General features: G+C 68.6%; 4 protein-coding genes. 3 read left to right on the top strand and 1 reads right to left on the bottom strand.

Annotated features, from left to right (window positions below; genetic code table 11):
- Window positions 1-467: 467 nt before the first annotated feature.
- Complete coding sequence (locus tag ACJH6H_RS10440; RefSeq protein WP_406774804.1) at window positions 468-11,501, bottom strand: type I polyketide synthase; 11,034 nt, start codon at window positions 11,499-11,501, stop codon at window positions 468-470.
- Between the two features lie 358 nt (window positions 11,502-11,859).
- On the opposite strand from ACJH6H_RS10440, the gene ACJH6H_RS10445 reads away from it, so the two are divergent.
- The 3 genes from ACJH6H_RS10445 to pe are packed head-to-tail and all read left to right on the top strand — an operon-like array spanning window position 11,860 to window position 17,258.
- Entirely contained in the window at window positions 11,860-13,269 is a 1,410-nt protein-coding gene (locus ACJH6H_RS10445) for a condensation domain-containing protein (protein WP_133425844.1), read from the top strand.
- Between the two features lie 6 nt (window positions 13,270-13,275).
- Window positions 13,276-16,251: an RND family transporter gene (locus ACJH6H_RS10450; protein WP_133425845.1), complete on the top strand. Its 2,976-nt coding sequence runs from the start codon at window positions 13,276-13,278 to the stop codon at window positions 16,249-16,251.
- Entirely contained in the window at window positions 16,248-17,258 is a 1,011-nt protein-coding gene (gene pe / locus ACJH6H_RS10455) for an acyltransferase PE (protein WP_406774805.1), read from the top strand. The genes ACJH6H_RS10450 and pe overlap by 4 nt, the downstream gene beginning before the upstream one ends.
- Window positions 17,259-17,319 lie beyond the last annotated feature (61 nt).

Genomic DNA, 17,319 nt, shown 5'->3' on the forward strand with positions numbered 1-17,319 from the left:
GTGGTTGAACGGGGTGGTTTCGAAGCCGGTTTATGGCCGCTGACCTGCAGTTTAGTCCGAATGTGATGTCCGCCACCGGAAACTTCCGGAACTGGGGAGGACGTGTCAGTTGGGGTCAATGGGAGCCGTGTTGTGGCGTCTTCGTGGTGGATGCGAAGGCTTGCAATCGCCGCGATCCCAGCCTCGGAAGACCGCGGTCCGACGACAATCCTGGGGGGTCGCTGTGAGGCGGGTCACCATGCCGTGGTTATGTGAGGTATGCGTCGGGTAGCGGTGTGGGGCACAGGCAACATGGGGGCGACGGCGATCCGGTCGGCGGTCGCGTTCCCGGGGCTCGAGCCTGACAGAATTGCTCGCGCACGTCAATAACTTATTGACGCCAGTGCGGGGTATTTCTGGGCTGGTAGGCCCAAAGGACTGGGTGTGCACGCGGCCGGTTCAGACCGCGTGCACACCCGTCACAGTCGTCACTCCTGTGCGGCAGGTGCCTCAGGCTCGGCGTCGCCGGCAGCCTCGGCAGGCGCCGCAGCCTCCGCCGCCGACTCCGCCGCGGCCGACTCCTCAACCGTCGCCTCCGGTGCACCCGATGGCGCATCCGACGGCGGCAGCTGCGACGCCAGGTGCCCGGCGAGTTCGCCGAGGGTCGGGTAGTCGAAGATCGCCGTCGGGCTGATGTCGAACTTGCCGCCGAACTGACCGAACAACCGGTTGCGGAGCTCGACCGCCATCAACGAGTCGGTGCCCAGATCGAGGAACCGGCTCGTGGCCGCGGGCGGCTGCGCCAGGCGCAGGAAGCCCTGCACCTCCTTCTGCAGGAACTCGGTGATGAAGCCGGCGCGCTGGGCGTCCGGAATCTCCTGCAGCTGCCGCAGCAGCTCGCTGTCGCCGGCGGCCGCGGTGTCGCTGGTCGGCAACACCTGGTCGAGCAGCGGCGGGCGGATGCCGCCGAGCATCTTGGCGGCCCGCTGCCAGTTGGCTTTGAGGACCGTCGCCTGCGCCGCACCGTGGCGGATCACCTCACCGAGGGCAGCCAGGGCCGCCGACGGCTCGAGCGGCATCATGCCCTGCGCGCTGAGGTTCGCGGTGGCAGCCTGCGAGCTGGCCATGCCGCCGCGGCCCCACGGACCGAAGTTGACGGCCGTGGCCGGCAGACCCAGTGCCCGGCGGTGCGCGACGAGGCCGTCGAGCAGCGCGTTGGCCGTCGCGTAGTTGGCTTGCGCCGGTGAACCCAGCACCGCCGACGCCGACGAGTAGACGATGAAGAAGTCGAGATCGTCGTCCTGCGTCAGCTTGTGCAGGTGCAGCGCGCCGAAGGCCTTGGGGCCCAGGGTCTTCCGGAAGCGCTCCAGATCCTGCTGGGGCAGCAGCGCGTCGTCGAGCACACCCGCCAGGTGGGCCACGCCGGCCAGCGGCGGCAGTTCGGTGCGGATCCGGTCGAGCAACGCGGTAACCGAGGACTCGTCACCGACGTCGCCGGAGAAGACGTGCACCCGGCAGTGGAAGCGCTCCATCATCGCGTCGATGGCGCGCTGCGCCTCGCCGTCCGGCTCGCGCCGGCTGGTCAGCACGATGTCGCCGGCACCCAGCTGGGCCAGGTAGGCGGCGGTGTGCAGACCGAGCGCCCCGAGACCACCGGTCACCAGGTAGGTCCGATCACCGTGCGGCTGCAGCGGTTTCGGCATCTGCACCACGATCTTGCCGATGTGCCGGGCCTGCTGCATCCGGCGGAACGCCGTCTTGGCCTCGGTCAGCGGGTAGACCTCGGCGGGCACCGGCGTCCACTCACCCTTGGCCAGGCCGTCGGCCACCTCTTCCATGAGCCGCTGGATGTGCGCGGGATCGGTCATCATCGTCACGTCCAGCGCGACGATCTCGTAGTTGATGTCCGGCCGCGCCTCTGCCATGCGTTCGGGGGTCCAGATGTCGCGCTTGGCGATCTCGGCGAATCGGCCGCCCTGGGCGGTCGCGCGCACCGTGGCCTCGACGAAGCCCTCGTTGGTCAGGCTATTGAGCACCACGTCCACGCCCTCGCCGTTGGTGTCGGCGAGAATCTGGTCCGCGAAATCGGTTGTGCGCGAGTCGTAGACGTGCTCCACGCCCATCTTGCGCAGCGTCGCGCGCTTGTAGGTGCTGGCGGTGGCGAAGACGATCGCGCCCTTCTGGCGCGCCATCTGCACCGCCGCCAAGCCGACACCACCACTGGCGGCGTGGATCAGCACGCGGTCGCCCGGCTTGAGCTGCGCCCAGTCGAACGCCAACCGGACCGTCAGCGCCGCCGCGGGCAGCGTCGCCGCGTCGACCGGGTTGATGCCCTCGGGGACCACGGCGAGCAGCTGCTCCGGCACGTTGAGCCGGCTGGAGAAGGCGCCCTGCATGGAGCCGAACACCCGCTGCCCGACCTCGAATCGGGTGACCTCCGAACCCAATTCGGTGATGACACCGCACAGATCGCCACCGATGGGCCCCGGATCGCCCGGGTACAGGCCGAGCACGTTGAGCACGTCGCGGAAGTTGAGGCCGGCGGCCTCGATCCGGACCTGCACCTCGTGCGGCTCGGGCGGCGTCACTTCTTTCTCGGTCAGCCGCAGGTTGTCGATCGCGCCCCGCTCGGTGGGAGCCAGCACGTAGTCGTCGGAACGCGGCATCGGCAGGTGGCCGCTGCGCGCCCAGTGCATCAGCCGTGGCACGAGGAACTTGCCTTGCCGCAGTGCGAATTCCGACTCGGTGACGGGAGTGCCCAGAATGCCGGTCAGCCAGTTGGTGGCGTTGTCGTCGGCGCCGTCGAGGTCGACGAGCTTCAGCCGCAGGGTCGGCTGCTCGTTGATGACGGTGCGCCCCAGGCCCCACAGCGCGGCCTGCACGGGGTCGACGGGCTCGCCTGGCTCGGTGGCCACGGCGCGCTCGGTGACGATCCACAGGCCGCCGGTGAGGTTCAGCTTCTCCTCGGCGAGTGCGATCTGCATGCCTGCCAGCACGGTGCCGACCTCGGTCTCGAGGCGGGCCGCGACGTCGGCGTCCTCGTAGCCCGAAGCGCGCCAGACGATTCCGGTGACGGGGGAGCCGGCCTCGGCTGCCGTGATGATCGCCTGCTGCCAGGCGGCGGCGTCCAGGGTCTGGTCGAGCTTGACGGCCCCGGGGAGACCGGCGGCCAACTCGTCGAATCCCGCGACCAGCCAGGTGCCGGTGGTCGCTGTGGTCGCAGCTTCGGCCGCGTCAGTAACACCCGGTGCCGCACCCTCCTGCCAGCCCAGCGTGTACAGCAGGCGAGTGGTGTCGCCGCCAAGCCCGCGCATCAATGCCTCACGCGGTGCCCGCTTCACGGTGAACTCGGTGATGCCACCGAGGCGCTTGCCGTCGCGATCGAGGAAGTCGATGTCGAAGACCTGCGTCTCGTTGGTCAGCTCACTGGTGTGCCAGCGTGCCCGCGCGTAGAAGCGCCGCGGCATCTTCTCGCGCAGCTCGACCTGGCCGTACCGCAGCGGCAGGAACAGGTCGTGCATGCCGTGTTCGGCGGCCAGCAGCGCCGGGAAGGCCGGGAAGGCCACACCGGTGCACAGGTCCAGCAGGACGGGGTGGATGGGCTCGGTGCTCAGGTGCTCGGCGAGCTCGTCACCGACCGACACATCACCGATGGCCATGCCGTCGCGCACCCACAGCGACTTGAGCGACGTGGACCACGTTGGGCCCCATGCCAATTCCATGTCGTTGAAGGTCTCGAACAGCTGCTGCGGACGCAACCGCTCCATGCGCTCGACGACGTCCTCCATCGAACCGGCGACGTTGTCGGACGCGTCGGCCTCGTCGGCGCCGGCCAGCAGGGTGCCGTCGGCGTTGAGCGACCACTCGGCTTCCCGCACGCCGTTCGGGCGGCTGTGGACCTGGAACTTCCAGCCTTCGCCGCCCTCGAGGGTGCGGATGGTCAGCTGGGTCTCACGAGACGCCTTGTCGGGCAGGATGATCGGCTCGTAGAAGAAGACTTCCTTCACCCGCGCCGGTGCGCCGACCGAGGCCAGCGCCATGGCCGCGTACGTCGCGCCCGGCACCACGACGGTGCCGTAGATGACGTGGTGCGACAGCCACGGCTGCGTCTTGACCGACAGCACATTGCTGTAGATCGTGTCGCCGGTGGCCAGATCCTTGGCACTGCCCAGGATTCCGGACGTGGCGGCGGCCCCGCCGGAGCTCATTCCCACGACGTTGGCGGTCTTGGGCCAGAAGCGGCGCCGCTGGAACGGGTACGTCGGCAGCTCGACACGGTGTCCGCGGTTCTTGACCGAGAAGTCCGGCCGGTGCCCGCAGATGTACGTCGTGGCAAGCGCTTCGGTGATCTGACGCTGCGCGTTGGCACCCTTGCGCAGGGACACGATGGCGCGCGGGGTCTCGGCGCCCTCGGGCCAGCACTGCAGCGCGGCCGCGGTCAGGATCGGCTGCGGACCGATCTCCATCAGCACCGAGCAACCCAGCGCCGCCACGGTCTTGACGCTCTCGGTGAACTGCACGGGCTGACGAGAATGCCGCCGCCAGTACTGCGCGTCGATCGGCGTCTCGGCGGTGAGGACCGTGCCGGTGCGGTTGCAGATCAGCGGCAACGTGGGCGTCGCGAACTGGAACTGCGTTGCGAAGGACTCGAATTCGTCGAGTACCGGGTCCAGCAGCTCGGAATGAAATGCGTGGCTGGTCTCGAGCCAGGTGCAGCGCGTGGCGTCCTCGCTGCAGGCGGTGACGATCTGCTCCAGATCCTCGGCCGGGCCCGACAGCACGGTGTTGCGGCCGTTGTAGGCGCCGACCGACACCCGTGGGTACGCCTCGGCGGCGCGCTCCACGTATTCGGGATCGGCGAACACCGCCACCATGCGACCACCGGCCGGCAGACTGCCGAACAAGCGGCCGCGCTCGGCGATCAGCCGGGCGCCGTCCTCGAGGCTGAACACGCCGGCCACACAGGCCGCCGCGTACTGACCGACGCTGTGCCCCAGCACCGCATCGGGCTCGATGCCCCACGACTGCCACAACCGGGCCAGGCCCATCTCGACGGCGAAGATCGCGGGCTGCGCGAACGCGGTGTTGCGCAGCGTCTCTGCCGCCTCACGATCGTTGCCGAACATGACCTCCAGCAGCGGACGCGGCAGGATCGGATCGACCGCCTGCGCGCAGCGGCGCACCACGTCGGCGAAAACCGGCTCTGTGTCGAACAATTCGCGTGCCATACCCGGGTACTGGCTGCCCTGGCCGGGGAAGAACCACGCCGTGGTCGGCGGGTCCGTGCACTCGCCCTTGAGCACGCCCGGCCGCAGCTTGTTCGCCACCAGGTCTTCCAACAGATTCTTGGCGTCGTGGACGGTGTTGGCGACCACCGCGGCGCGGTGCTCGAAGTGCGAACGTCCCGAGCCGGCGGTGAAGCACACGTCGGCGATCGAGGCATCGGGGTGTGCTTCGAGCCAGTCGCGGTACTTCTGCGCCAGCGCCGTCAGGCCCTGGGCCGAGCGCGCCGACAGCGGCAGCACGCTGATCGGCTCGGTGGCCGGGGTTTCGGGCGTCACGTCATCAGCGACGTCGTCGTCAGACACCACGACCGGCGCCTCTTCCAACAGCACGTGCGCGTTGGTGCCGGTGAACCCGAAGGAGCTCACACCGGCGCGACGCGGACGGCCGTCGGTGTGCCACGGGGTGGGCTTGTCGACGACCTGGACGGGCAGCGAATCCCACGGGATGTGCGGCGACGGCTTGTTGAAATGCAGCGTCTGCGGGAGCATCTCGTGCTCGAGCGACAACACCACCTTGACCAGACCGGCGACGCCGGCCGCGGACTCGAGGTGTCCGATGTTGGTCTTCGCGGTGCCCATCAGCAGCGGCCGGTTCGCATCCCGGCCCGCGCCGTACGCGGCGGCCGCGGCCTGCACCTCGATCGGATCGCCGAGTGGCGTACCGGTGCCGTGCGCTTCCAGGTAGTCGACGTCGCCGCCGCTGAGGCCGGCCCGGGCCAGCGCGGTGTTGATGAGTCGTTGCTGCGCACCACCATTGGGGACGGTGAGGCCGCTGGACGCGCCGTCCTGGTTGACCGCGGTGCTGCGGATGACCGCGGCGATGCGGTCACCGTCGCGCTGCGCGTCGCTGAGCCGCTTGAGAACCAGCACACCGCAGCCTTCACCGCGGACGTAGCCGTCGGCGGCGGCGTCGAACGTCTTGCAGCGGCCGTCGGGCGCCAGCATCCGCGCGCGGGACGCCGCGACGATGGACGCCGGGCTCAGCAGCACGTTGACACCACCGGCCAGGGCCATGTCGCAGTCGCCGGCGTGCAGGGCCTGCACGGCCTGGTGGACCGCGACCAGCGAGGAACTGCAGGCGGTGTCGACCGCCATGGCCGGACCTTCCAGGCCCAGCGTGAACGACACGCGACCCGCGATGGCGTTGAGCGCGTTACCGGTGATGAAGTGCGGTTCGAGATTCTCGACCGAGCCGCCCGAGAGCAGATGCGAGTACTCGTTGGCGCCGACGCCGATGAACACGCCGGTTCGGCTGCCGCGCAACGCCGCCGGCGCGTAGCCGGCGCGCTCGAGGCCTTCCCAGGCGATCTCGAGCATCAGGCGCTGCTGCGGGTCGATCCACACGGCCTCGCGCGGCGAGATGCCGAAGAACTCCGGATCGAAGGTGTCGACGCTCTCGAGGTAACCACCCGAGCGGGTGTAGATCTTGCCTGGCGTCATGGCGTCGGGGTCGTAGAACTCGTCGACGTCGAAGCGGTCCTCGGGGATCTCGCTGATGGCGTCGACACCCTGAGACAGCACCTGCCAGAACGCATCCGGATCGGGCGAGCCCGGGAAACGGCACGCCACCGAGACGATGGCGATGGGCTCGTCGGCAGCGGCGAGCGACTTGACCTCGGTGACGGCCTTCGCGCCGGCCTTCTCGCTGAGGTTGAGGATGTCGCTGAGTAGGTAGTCCGCGACGTCGGTGAGACGCGGGTGGTCCATCGCGAGGGTTGCCGGAAGTTCCTTGCCGACACCCTGTTCCAGGCGGCGACGCAGTTCGACGGCCATCAGCGAGTCCATGCCGAGGTCGAAGAACCCGGTCTCCTCACGGATCTCGGAGGCCTCGATGCGCGTCACCTCGGCGACGGCGTCCCGCAGGTACTCCAGCACCAGCTTCTTGCGCTGCTGCACCGGCGCGGCGATGAGCTGCTCGACCAGTCGGGTGTTGCCGGACGCGCCGACGGCACCGGCGGTCGCGGACTCGGGCACCTCGCGTGCGACCTCGGCGAGCAGGGCCCGGGACCCGGCCTGCGAGTAGATCGGCAGGAACTTGGCCCAATCCATGCGCGCCACAACGGCTTCCGCGGGATTGCCGCCGGCCACCATGACGTCGGCCATGCCGGTCAGGGCATCGGCGGGGGACAGAGTGCGGACGCCGCGGCGCTCCAGCTGGGCGCGGGCATCGGGGTCGGCCATACCGGCGGACCACGGGCCGAAGTTGACGCTCATGCCGGGCACACCCTGCTCACGCAGGCGCCAGGTCAGGCCGTCCAGGAACGCGTTGGCCGCGCTGTAGGCGGTCTGGCCGTAGCTGCCCCACACCGCCGAGATCGACGAGGTCGACAGGAAGAAGTCCAGCTTCAGGTCGGCGACCGCTTCACTCAGGTACCAAGCGCCCCAGACCTTTCCGGAGAAGACGCGCTCCAGCTCGGCGTCTTCCAGGGTGGCCAGCGGGGTGGTGCTGTTCTCGCCGGCCGCATGCACCACACCGGCCAGCGGCGGCAGCTCGGCGCGCAGGGTCGACATCAGGCGGGCGACGTCATGCGGATTGGCGACATCGGCGGTGACGACACGCGTCTGGCAGTCGTACTGCTCGCGCAGCGCGTCAATGCGCTGCTGCGCTGCCTCACTCGGTGCGCGCCGACTGGTCAGCACCAGGTTCCGGGCGCCGTGCGCGGCCAGGTAACCCGCGATCTCCAGGCCGAGCGAACCGAGGCCACCGGTCACCAGATACGTTGCGTCAGCGCGCAATTCCAGCTGCGTCGGGTTCGGCTGCCCGGTACGACGGACCAGCCGCGGCACGTGCACACCCTCGGGGCGCAGCGCGATCTGGTCTTCGCCACGCGGCGCCGCGATCACCTGGGTGAGCAACCGCGACCATTCGTCGGTGCTGCCCTCGGCCAGGTCGGCCAGACCACCCCACACCTGGGGATACTCCAGCGCTGCCGAACGGCCGAAGCCCCACAGACCCGTCTGCTCGGGTGCGACGGTGTCGGTGTCGGTAACGCGTTGTGCACCACGGGTGATCACCCAGATGGGCGCCCGCAGCTCGGCGGCGGCCGCCGCGCGGAACAGGCGCTGCGTGCCGCTGAGGACATGGTGCTGCACCCGCAGCACGGCCTGCATGGAAGCCCGGTCGGCATCGAGCCCGGCGACGTGCAGGATGCGCAGCGTCGGCTCCTCCTCGACAGCCGCGCGCAGGTCGGCCTCCAGCTGCTGCTCGTCGGCGTCGGAGCTCAGCAACCCGAGAACGCGGTGCCGGTGGCCGGCCCGGGTCAGGGCCTCGGTCAGCGGCGCGAGCACGGCCGCGTCGTCGCTGATGACGACCCACGCGGAGCCCTCGCCGACCTCCGCGGGCGCTCCGGCCGCGATCTTGTCCCAGCGGATTTCGTACCGGGCGTCCGAGACGGATTGCGCGGTGCGCTGCCGGTTGTGCTGGGCCGCAAGCTTGTTCAGCACTGCGGTCGTCGATTCATCGGTGCCGCCCAGCAAGGTGGCGAGCTCATCGATGCGGCCGTCTTCGAGCAGGCGGACGGCCTCGGTGGTCGCCCCGCCCATGTGCGCCGTGGCGGACGGTGCGACGCGCTCGTCGCGGAACCAGTACGCCTTGCGCTGGAAGGGGTAGGTCGGCAGATCGACATTGTGGGCCGAGCCGGGCCGGACGGCGGCGAAGTCGGGCAGGTGGCCGGCGGTGTAGGTGGTGGCCAGCGCCTCGGTGATCTGCCGGTGGTCGGCGCCCTTGCGGCGCAACGACGCAATGGCGCGCGGTGCGCTCGTCGGGTCGGGCCAGGCGCGCAGGGCCGCGGCGGTCAGGATCGGCTGCGGGCCGACTTCGAGCAGTACCGCGCAACCGAGCTTGGCGAGCGTCTCGACGCCCTTGGAGAACTCGACGGGCTGACGTGCGTGCCGGCGCCAGTACTGGCCGTCGAGCTTGGCGGTGCGCCCCAGGGTGTCACCGGTGCGGTTGCACACCAGGATGCGCTGCGGCGCATTGAACGTGAATTGGTTTGCGTACGACTCGAATTCGTCGAGCGCCGGGTCCAGCAGCGCCGAGTGGAAGGCGTGGCTGGTCTCCAGCCAGTCGCAGCGGATGCCGTCACCGGTCAGCCCGGCGACAGCGCGTTCCAGGTCGGCGCCCGGACCGGAGAGCACGGTGTTGGCGCCGTTGTACGCGGCGACCGAGAGGCGGGGGTATTCGTCGGTCAGCCGCTCGACGCGCTCGGGTGCGGCGAAGATCGCCGCCATCCGGCCGCCCGGGGGCAGGTTCCCGAACAGGCGACCGCGCTCGGCGAGCAGGCGCATGCCGTCTTCGAGGCTGAACACCCCGGCGACGCAGGCCGCGGTGTACTGGCCGACGCTGTGGCCGAGCACGACGTCGGGCTCGAAACCCCACGACTGCCACAGCCGCGCCAGGCCCATCTCGACGGCGAAGATCGCCGGCTGGGCGTAGCTGGTGAGGCGCAACGTCTCATCCGGACCTTCGAAAATGACGTCCAGCAAAGGCTTTTCGAGCACATCGGCGACTGCGGCCGCGCACTGCTTCACGGTCTCGGCGAACACCGGCTCGGTCTCGAACAGCTCCTTGGCCATGCCGGCGAACTGGCTGCCCTGACCGGGGAACAGCCAGGCGGTCTTCGGCTTGTCGGCGGACGTGCCGCGCACCAGGCCCGGCGCCGGGCGGTCGTCGGCCAGCGCGCCGAGCAATTCGCGCGCGGAATCCAGGGAATTGACCACGAGCGCGGCACGGTGCTCGAAGTGGGCGCGGCCCGCACCCGCGGTGATGCAGACGTCCGAGAGGGTGGCCTCGGGGTGCGCGGTCAGCCAGGTGCGGTAGTCCTCGGCCGACTGCAGCAGCGCGGCCGGGGTTCGGGCCGACAGCGGCAGCACCATGAAGCGCCGGTCGTCAGGCTCCTCGGCCGGTGCCTGCGCCGGCGCGGCGGCGGGTGCTTCCTCAAGCAGGACATGGGCATTGGTGCCGGAGAAGCCGAACGAGCTGATGCCCGCGACGCGCGGCCGGTCGCCGCGTTCCCAGGTGGTGGCCTCGTCGACGACCTTCACCGGGATGCGGTCCCACGGGATGTGCGGCGACGGGTTCTTGAAGTGCAGGTGCTTGGGCAGTTCCTGATGCTCGAGCGACAGGATGACCTTGATGATGCCGGCGACGCCCGCGGCGGCCTCCAGGTGCCCGATGTTCGTCTTCACCGAGCCGATCAGCAGCGGGTTGTCGGCGTCGTGCCCGGTGCCGTAGGCCGCGGCCGCGGCCTGCACCTCGATCGGGTCACCCAGCGACGTGCCGGTGCCGTGCGCCTCCAAGTAGCCGACGTCGGCAGGCGACAGGCCCGCGCGCTCCAGCGCTTCGGCGATAACACGTTGCTGCGCAACACCATTGGGGACGGTCAGGCCACCCGAGGCGCCGTCCTGGTTGATGGCGCTGCCGCGGATGACGGCCCGGATCCGGTCGCCGTCGCGCACCGCGTCTTCCAGTCGCTTCACGACGATGACGCCACAGCCCTCGCCGCGCACATAGCCGTCGGCGGAGGCGTCGAACGTCTTGCACTTGCCGTCCGGGGCCAGCATGCGCGACTGCGAGAAGGTGATCATGGTCGCCGGGCTCAGGATGACGTTGGCGCCACCGGCCAGCGCGAGATCGCACTCACCGAGCTGCAGCGCCTGGCACGCCTGGTGGACGGCCACCAGCGACGAACTGCAGGCGGTGTCGACGGTGACGGCCGGACCCTGCAGGCCCAGCCGGTAGCTGATGCGGCCGGCTGCCGCGGCGCCTGAGGTACCGATGGCCATGTAGGCCTCGATCTCCGGGTAGGTCAGCTCGCCCGAGGCCATGCCCAGGTAGTCGTGCGTTGCCAGACCGATGAACACGCCCGTCTGCGTGTTGGCCAGGGCGGACGGCGCCGTGCCTGAGTGTTCGACGGCGCGCCACGCCATCTCCAGCAGCAACCGCTGCTGCGGGTCCATCATCTTGGCTTCGCGGGTGGACACCCCGAAGAAGGGAGCGTCGAACCCGACGGCGTCATCGAGGAAGCCGGCGCGGCGCGTGATGATCTTGCCGCGGGCGTCCGGGTCGGCATCGAAGAACTCGTCGACGTCCCACCGGTCTTGTGGCACCTCGGATACGGCGTCCCGGCCTTCGCGCAGCATCTCCCAGAAGGATTCGGCGTCGGTGGCTCCGGGGAAGCGGGCGGCGTACCCGACGATCGCGAAGCTGGACGTTTCCGGACCTTCGATCGTTGCCATGAAAAAGCTGTCCTCCGCGTTTTGCCGGTGACGTCCGATCCCGCGCAGGAGACCGTGTTCAGCGCCAGAATTTATGTTGCGAACGGCCGGCCTCGACGATTGGTCGGCAGATCTACTTGACGGCCGGCTCAGTCATGAATGGCCAGTTGATCTTCCGAACGGCCACGGCCAGCTCATCTTCTGCGGGCCAGTATTACATGTAGGTTGCTGAAGCACGAGGATTATGTGCGCCGGTGGTGGTTGGTCAGCGCGGACCGCCCCACCAGGCGTAACGGCGCCGGCAAAGGTTGCCGGGGTATGTTGATGGCGCCAACAGTGTTGCCGGGCCTCTGTGTGCCCAAACCTGGGAGGAAAGTAATTGCGAATCGGGAAGATCACGATCGGAAAGATCGATGATTGGACGCCGATCCCAGGTGTTCTGACCTCCTGGCACCCCACCGAGGCGGCTCGCGAAGTGGCCCGGCGGGCACCTGTGAGTTCGGTGCCGGTCAGCTACATGCAGGGCCAGCACATCCGCGGTGTCGTCGAGCGCACGGGCTCGGGCCTGGAGTACTCCCGGCAGATCATCGCGACGTGCGAAGTCCCTGGTCAGTGCGACATCGCGGCCATGAACGAAGCGCTGAACTCCTATCTGCGCAGGCACGACACCTACCGCAGCTGGTTCGAGTACACCGGCGACGGCGACATCCTCCGGCACACCCTCACCGACCCCGATGACCTCGAGTTCGAGCCCGTCAACCACGGTGAACTGGCGGTCGAGGACGTCCGCAAGCACCTCGTGGACATCCCGACACCGCTCGAGTGGGGCTGCTTCTCCTTCGGCATCGTCCAGAGCGAAGACAGCTTCAACTTCTACGCGGCCATCGACCACGTCCACGGCGACGCGGCGCTCATCGGCATCACGATGCTGGAGGCTCATGGCCGGTACACAGCATTGACAACAGGTGGCTCAGCGTTTGCTCTGCCCGACGCCGGCAGCTTCGACGAATGGTGCGTCCAGGAGCACGAGCGCACCTCGGCGCTGACCGTCGACTCTCCCGAGGTGCAGGCCTGGATCGAGTTTGCTGAGAACAACAACAACAGCATGCCGGAGTTCCCGTTGCCGTTGGGGAACGCCATGGAGCCGTCGGTCGGCGACATGGTCGGCGAATCGCTCATGGACCCCGAGCAGACGGCACGGTTCGAGTCTGCCTGTGAGGCGGCCGGTGCCCGCTTCGTCGGCGGCCTGTTCGCCTGCATGGCCCAGGTCGAGCACGAATTGACCGGTGCTGCAACGTATTACGGGCTCACCCCGCGTGACACCCGGCGCACGTCGGACAACTTCATGACGCAGGGCTGGTTCACCGGACTGGTGCCCATCACCGTGCCGATCGCCGCGGCGACCTTCAACGAAGCCGCCTGGGCGGCGCAGGAGTCGTTCGACGGCAACCTCAACATGGCGCGGGTTCCGTACTACCGCGTCCTGGAGCTCGCACCGTGGCTGGACTGGCCGCGGCCCAACTTCCCGGTGTCGAACTTCCTGCACGGCGGCGCGGCGCCACTCAACACCATCCTGGCCGCCACCGAGATGGGATACGCCAACAACATCGGCATCTACTCCGATGGCCGGTACTCCTACCAGCTGACCATCTACGTCTTCCGCTACGAGGGCGGCACGGTCATGGAGGTCATGTACCCGGACAACCCCATCGCCAAAAAGTCCGTGACCCGGTACCTGGAGGCGATGAAGTCGGTCTGCACGCGGATCGCCGACGGCGGGAACTGGTGACCTGACTTGCGACGGCTAGCCGATTTTGTGGTGCGGTGGCCTTGGGCGGTGATCGGCCTGTGGATCACGCTGGCGGTGGCCCTGCCCCTGGCTGTCCCCAGTCTCAACGAGATGGCCCAGAAGCATCCGCTGGCGATGCTGCCCGCCGATGCGCCGTCGAACGTCGCCGCCCGGCACATGACCGAGGCCTTCAAGGAACCCGGTACCGACGACCTGCTGCTCGTGGTCCTGATCAACGACCGCGGCCTGGATCGCAACGACGAAGCCACCTACCGCAAGTTGGTGGACGCCCTGCGCGACGACCCGCACGACGTCGTCATGATGCAGGACTTCATCAGCACCCCGCCGCTGCGCAACTTCATGACCAGCAAGGACAAGAAGGCCTGGGTGTTGCCCGTCGGCCTGGCCGGCGCGCTGGGCACGCCGCAGTCGTACGCCGCCTACAACCGGGTGGCCGACATCGTGCGGCACAGCACCGCCGGCAGCCCGCTGAAGATCCACCTGTCCGGCCCCGCGGCCACCGTCGCCGACCTCACCGTTGCCGGTGAGAAGGACCGGATGCCCATCGAGATCGCCATCGCGGTCCTGGTGCTCCTCGTGCTGCTGGTCGTCTACCGAAATCCCGTGACCATGATGTTGCCGCTCGCGGGCATCGGCATGTCGTTGGTGATCGCGCAGGCGACGGTCGCCGGGTTGTCGCAGCTGACCGGGCTGGGGGTGTCGAACCAGGCCATAATCCTGTTGAGCGCCATGATCTTCGGCGCAGGCACCGACTACGCGGTGTTCCTGATCAGCCGCTACCACGACTATGTGCGGCAGGGCCTGGGATCCACCGATGCCGTCCGGCGCGCGCTGGGTTCCGTCGGCAAGGTCATCACGGCGTCGGCCGCGACCGTCGGCGTCACCTTCCTCGGCATCAGCTTCGCCAAGATGGGCGTCTTCTCCACGGTTGGCGTCTCGTCGGCCATCGGCATCCTGGTGGCGTTCCTCGCCGCGGTCACGCTGCTGCCCGCGATCATCACGCTCGTCGGGCCGCGGGGCTGGATCAAGCCGCGCAACGAGATCACCGCGCAGCTGTGGCGCCGGTCCGGCGCGCGCATCGTCCGCCGACCGAAGCTGCACTTGGTGGCCAGCCTGCTCGTGCTGCTCCTGCTGGCCAGCGCCGCGGGCTTCGCGAAGTTCAACTACGACGACCGCAAGGCCGTCGCAGCGTCGGCCCCGAGCTCCATCGGGTACGCCGCGCTCGAGAGCCACTTCAACGTCAACCAGTCGGTGCCGTCCTACGTCCTCGTCCAATCGCCGCGCGACCTGCGCTCCCCGCAGGCCCTCGCGGACCTCGAGCAGATGGCGTCGCGCATCAGCCAGTTGCCGGACGTCGCCATGGTCAGCGGCATCACCCGTCCCCTCGGCGAAGTGCCGCCGGAGTTCCGCGCCACCTTCCAGGCCGGCCTGGTCGGTGACCGGCTGACAGAAGGCGCGGGCATGATCGGCCAGCGCACCAACGACATCAACCGGCTGGCCAAGGGCGCCGACACGCTCGCGACCAACCTCGCCGACGTACGCGGCCAGGTCGGCCAGATCGCCACGCAACTCCAGACGACGCTCGACGCCTTCACCGCGATCCGCAGTCAGTACGGCGGCAACAAGCTGGTGCAGAACGTGGAAGTCGCGGCCAAGCTCGTCAACAGCGTGAGCAAGCTGGGCAACACCCTGGGGCTGAATTACACGGCGGCCAAAGACATGTTCGGCTGGGTCGGCCCCGTGCTGGCGGCGCTGCAGAACAACGCGGTGTGCGACCTCGACCTGTCGTGCGCCGAAACCCGCGGCCACTTCCAGCGGCTGGAAGAAGCGCGCCAGGACGGCACCATCGACGAGATCAACAAGCTCGCCGGGCAGCTGCAGACGATGCAGGACCAGAAGACGCTCAACGCGTCGGTGCAGCAACTCCAGAGTGCGATGACCAACCTGACCAAGGTGATGCGCACCATGGGGATGGACAGTCCCGCGGGCGCGCAGGCCAATCTGACCAAGCTCCGCCAGGGTGCCGATCGGTCGGCGAGCGGCAGCCGCGAAGTCGCCAACGGGGTCGACGAGGTCGTCGAACAGATCCAACTGATGCGGTCGGGCCTCGACCAGGCCGGCGCCTTCCTGCTGTCGATGAAACAGAACGCGGGCGGCCCGACCCAGGCGGGCTTCAACATTCCGCCCGAGGTGCTGCAGCTCGAGGCCTTCAAGTCGGCGTCCAAGATGTTCATCTCGCCCGACGGGCACTCGGTGCGCTACCTCGTCCTCACCAAACTCGACCCGTTCAGCGCCGCGGCGATGGACCAGGTCAACACCATCCGCGACACCGCCCGCGGCGCCCAGCCGAACACGTCGCTGTCGGATGCCACGGTGTCGATGGGCGGCTATCCCGTGGCGCTCAAGGACACCCGCGACTACTACCAGAACGACATCCGGTTCATCATCATCGTCACCGTCGCGGTGGTGCTGCTGATTCTGATGCTGTTGCTGCGGTCGCTGATCGCGCCGCTGTATCTGGTTGGCTCCGTGGTGCTTTCGTACTTCGCGGCGCTCGGCATCGGCGTCGTGGTGTTCCAGTACCTGTTCCACCAGCCGCTGCACTGGACCGTTCCACCACTGGCTTTCGTGGTGCTCGTCGCGGTCGGCGCCGACTACAACATGCTGTTCGTCTCGCGCATGCGTGACGAATCGCCACACGGCATGCGGTACGGCATCATCCGCACGCTGTCGTCGACCGGCGGCGTCATCACCGCGGCCGGCCTGATCTTCGCGGCCTCCATGTGGGGTCTGCTGTTCTCCAGCATCGGTACCGTGATCCAGGGCGGCTTCGTCATCGGCGCCGGCATCCTGCTGGACACCTTCCTGGTGCGGACCATCACCGTGCCTGCCATGGCCACGCTCGTCGGAGAAGCGAACTGGTGGCCGTCCCGCCCGAAACCGCAGGGGAGCAACGTATGAACAAGCGACTTGCCAGCTCGTTGGCGATTGCCACCACGCTGTTGACGGTCGGTGCTTCCGGGCCCCTCGCCGACTGGATCGCGACGGCCGACGAGCCCTGGACCGGTCCCGGTTCCAGCTCTGACGCCGGCTCCGGCGGCCCGCTCGTGCCGGCCATCCCGCCGATCGGCACCCCCGGCCGTGGGTACGCACTCGGCGGCGCGCACGTCATGGGCATCCCGTACGACGAGTACATCCGTCGTACGGGCGCCGACTGGTTCCCGGGTCTCAATCGAGAGATCGTCGACTACCCCGCCGGCCAGGTGCAGGGCCACGTGCTCAGCGTCATCCCGGGCATCGACGAGCTACATCAGAAGATGCCCGAGATCGGCTTGAACGGACCCAGCATCGGTGAGTCCGTCGAGGTCGGTAAGAACAACGTCATCAACCGCGTTCAGGCCGGCGGCCCCGGCACGGTGATCGGCCTGTCCGAGGGCGCCATGGTCGTGCACGCCGTGCAGGACCGGCTCGCGTACGACCCGGCCGCGCCGCCACCGAACGAGCTGTCGTTCGCCACCTACGGTGACCCGCTCGCCATCAACCCGTGGACGCAGAGCTTCCTGCGGCAGACCTACCCCGTCGGCAGCACGGTCCCCGCGCTCGACTTCCTGATGCCGCCGGTGGTCGACAGTCAGTACGACACTTACCAATTCATCTCCGCGTACGACAGCATCGCCGACTGGCCGGACCGCCCGGACAATCTGATGGCGCTCGCGAACGCCGTCGTCGGCCTGGCCACCGGCCATACCGCGGTGGCGTTCACCAACCCGAAGAACGTGCCGCCGCAGAACGTCATCAAGACCGTCAACTCCCGCGGCGCGACGACGACGACGTACATGATCCCCGAGCAGCACCTGCCGCTCGTCGTGCCGTTCAAGTACCTCGGCATGTCCGAAGCGGACATGAATCACCTCGACGCCGTGATGAAACCCATGGTGGATGCCGGATATTCGGCTCTTCGCAGTTGAGGGTGTAGAGGTCATCGGCGCGTCGTTGCCGGGATAGGGGTCGAGGTCTCTCGAAGATGAA

Origin of the sequence: Mycobacterium sp. SMC-21, from assembly GCF_045310825.1 — a bacterium.
Taxonomy (GTDB): Bacteria; Actinomycetota; Actinomycetes; order Mycobacteriales; family Mycobacteriaceae; genus Mycobacterium.

Excerpts from the sequence above, each read along its gene's own strand:
- ACJH6H_RS10440 (WP_406774804.1), bottom strand. The coding sequence starts at position 11,501 with ATGGCAACGATCGAAGGTCCGGAAACGTCCAGCTTCGCGATCGTCGGG.
- pe (WP_406774805.1), top strand. The coding sequence starts at position 16,248 with ATGAACAAGCGACTTGCCAGCTCGTTGGCGATTGCCACCACGCTGTTG.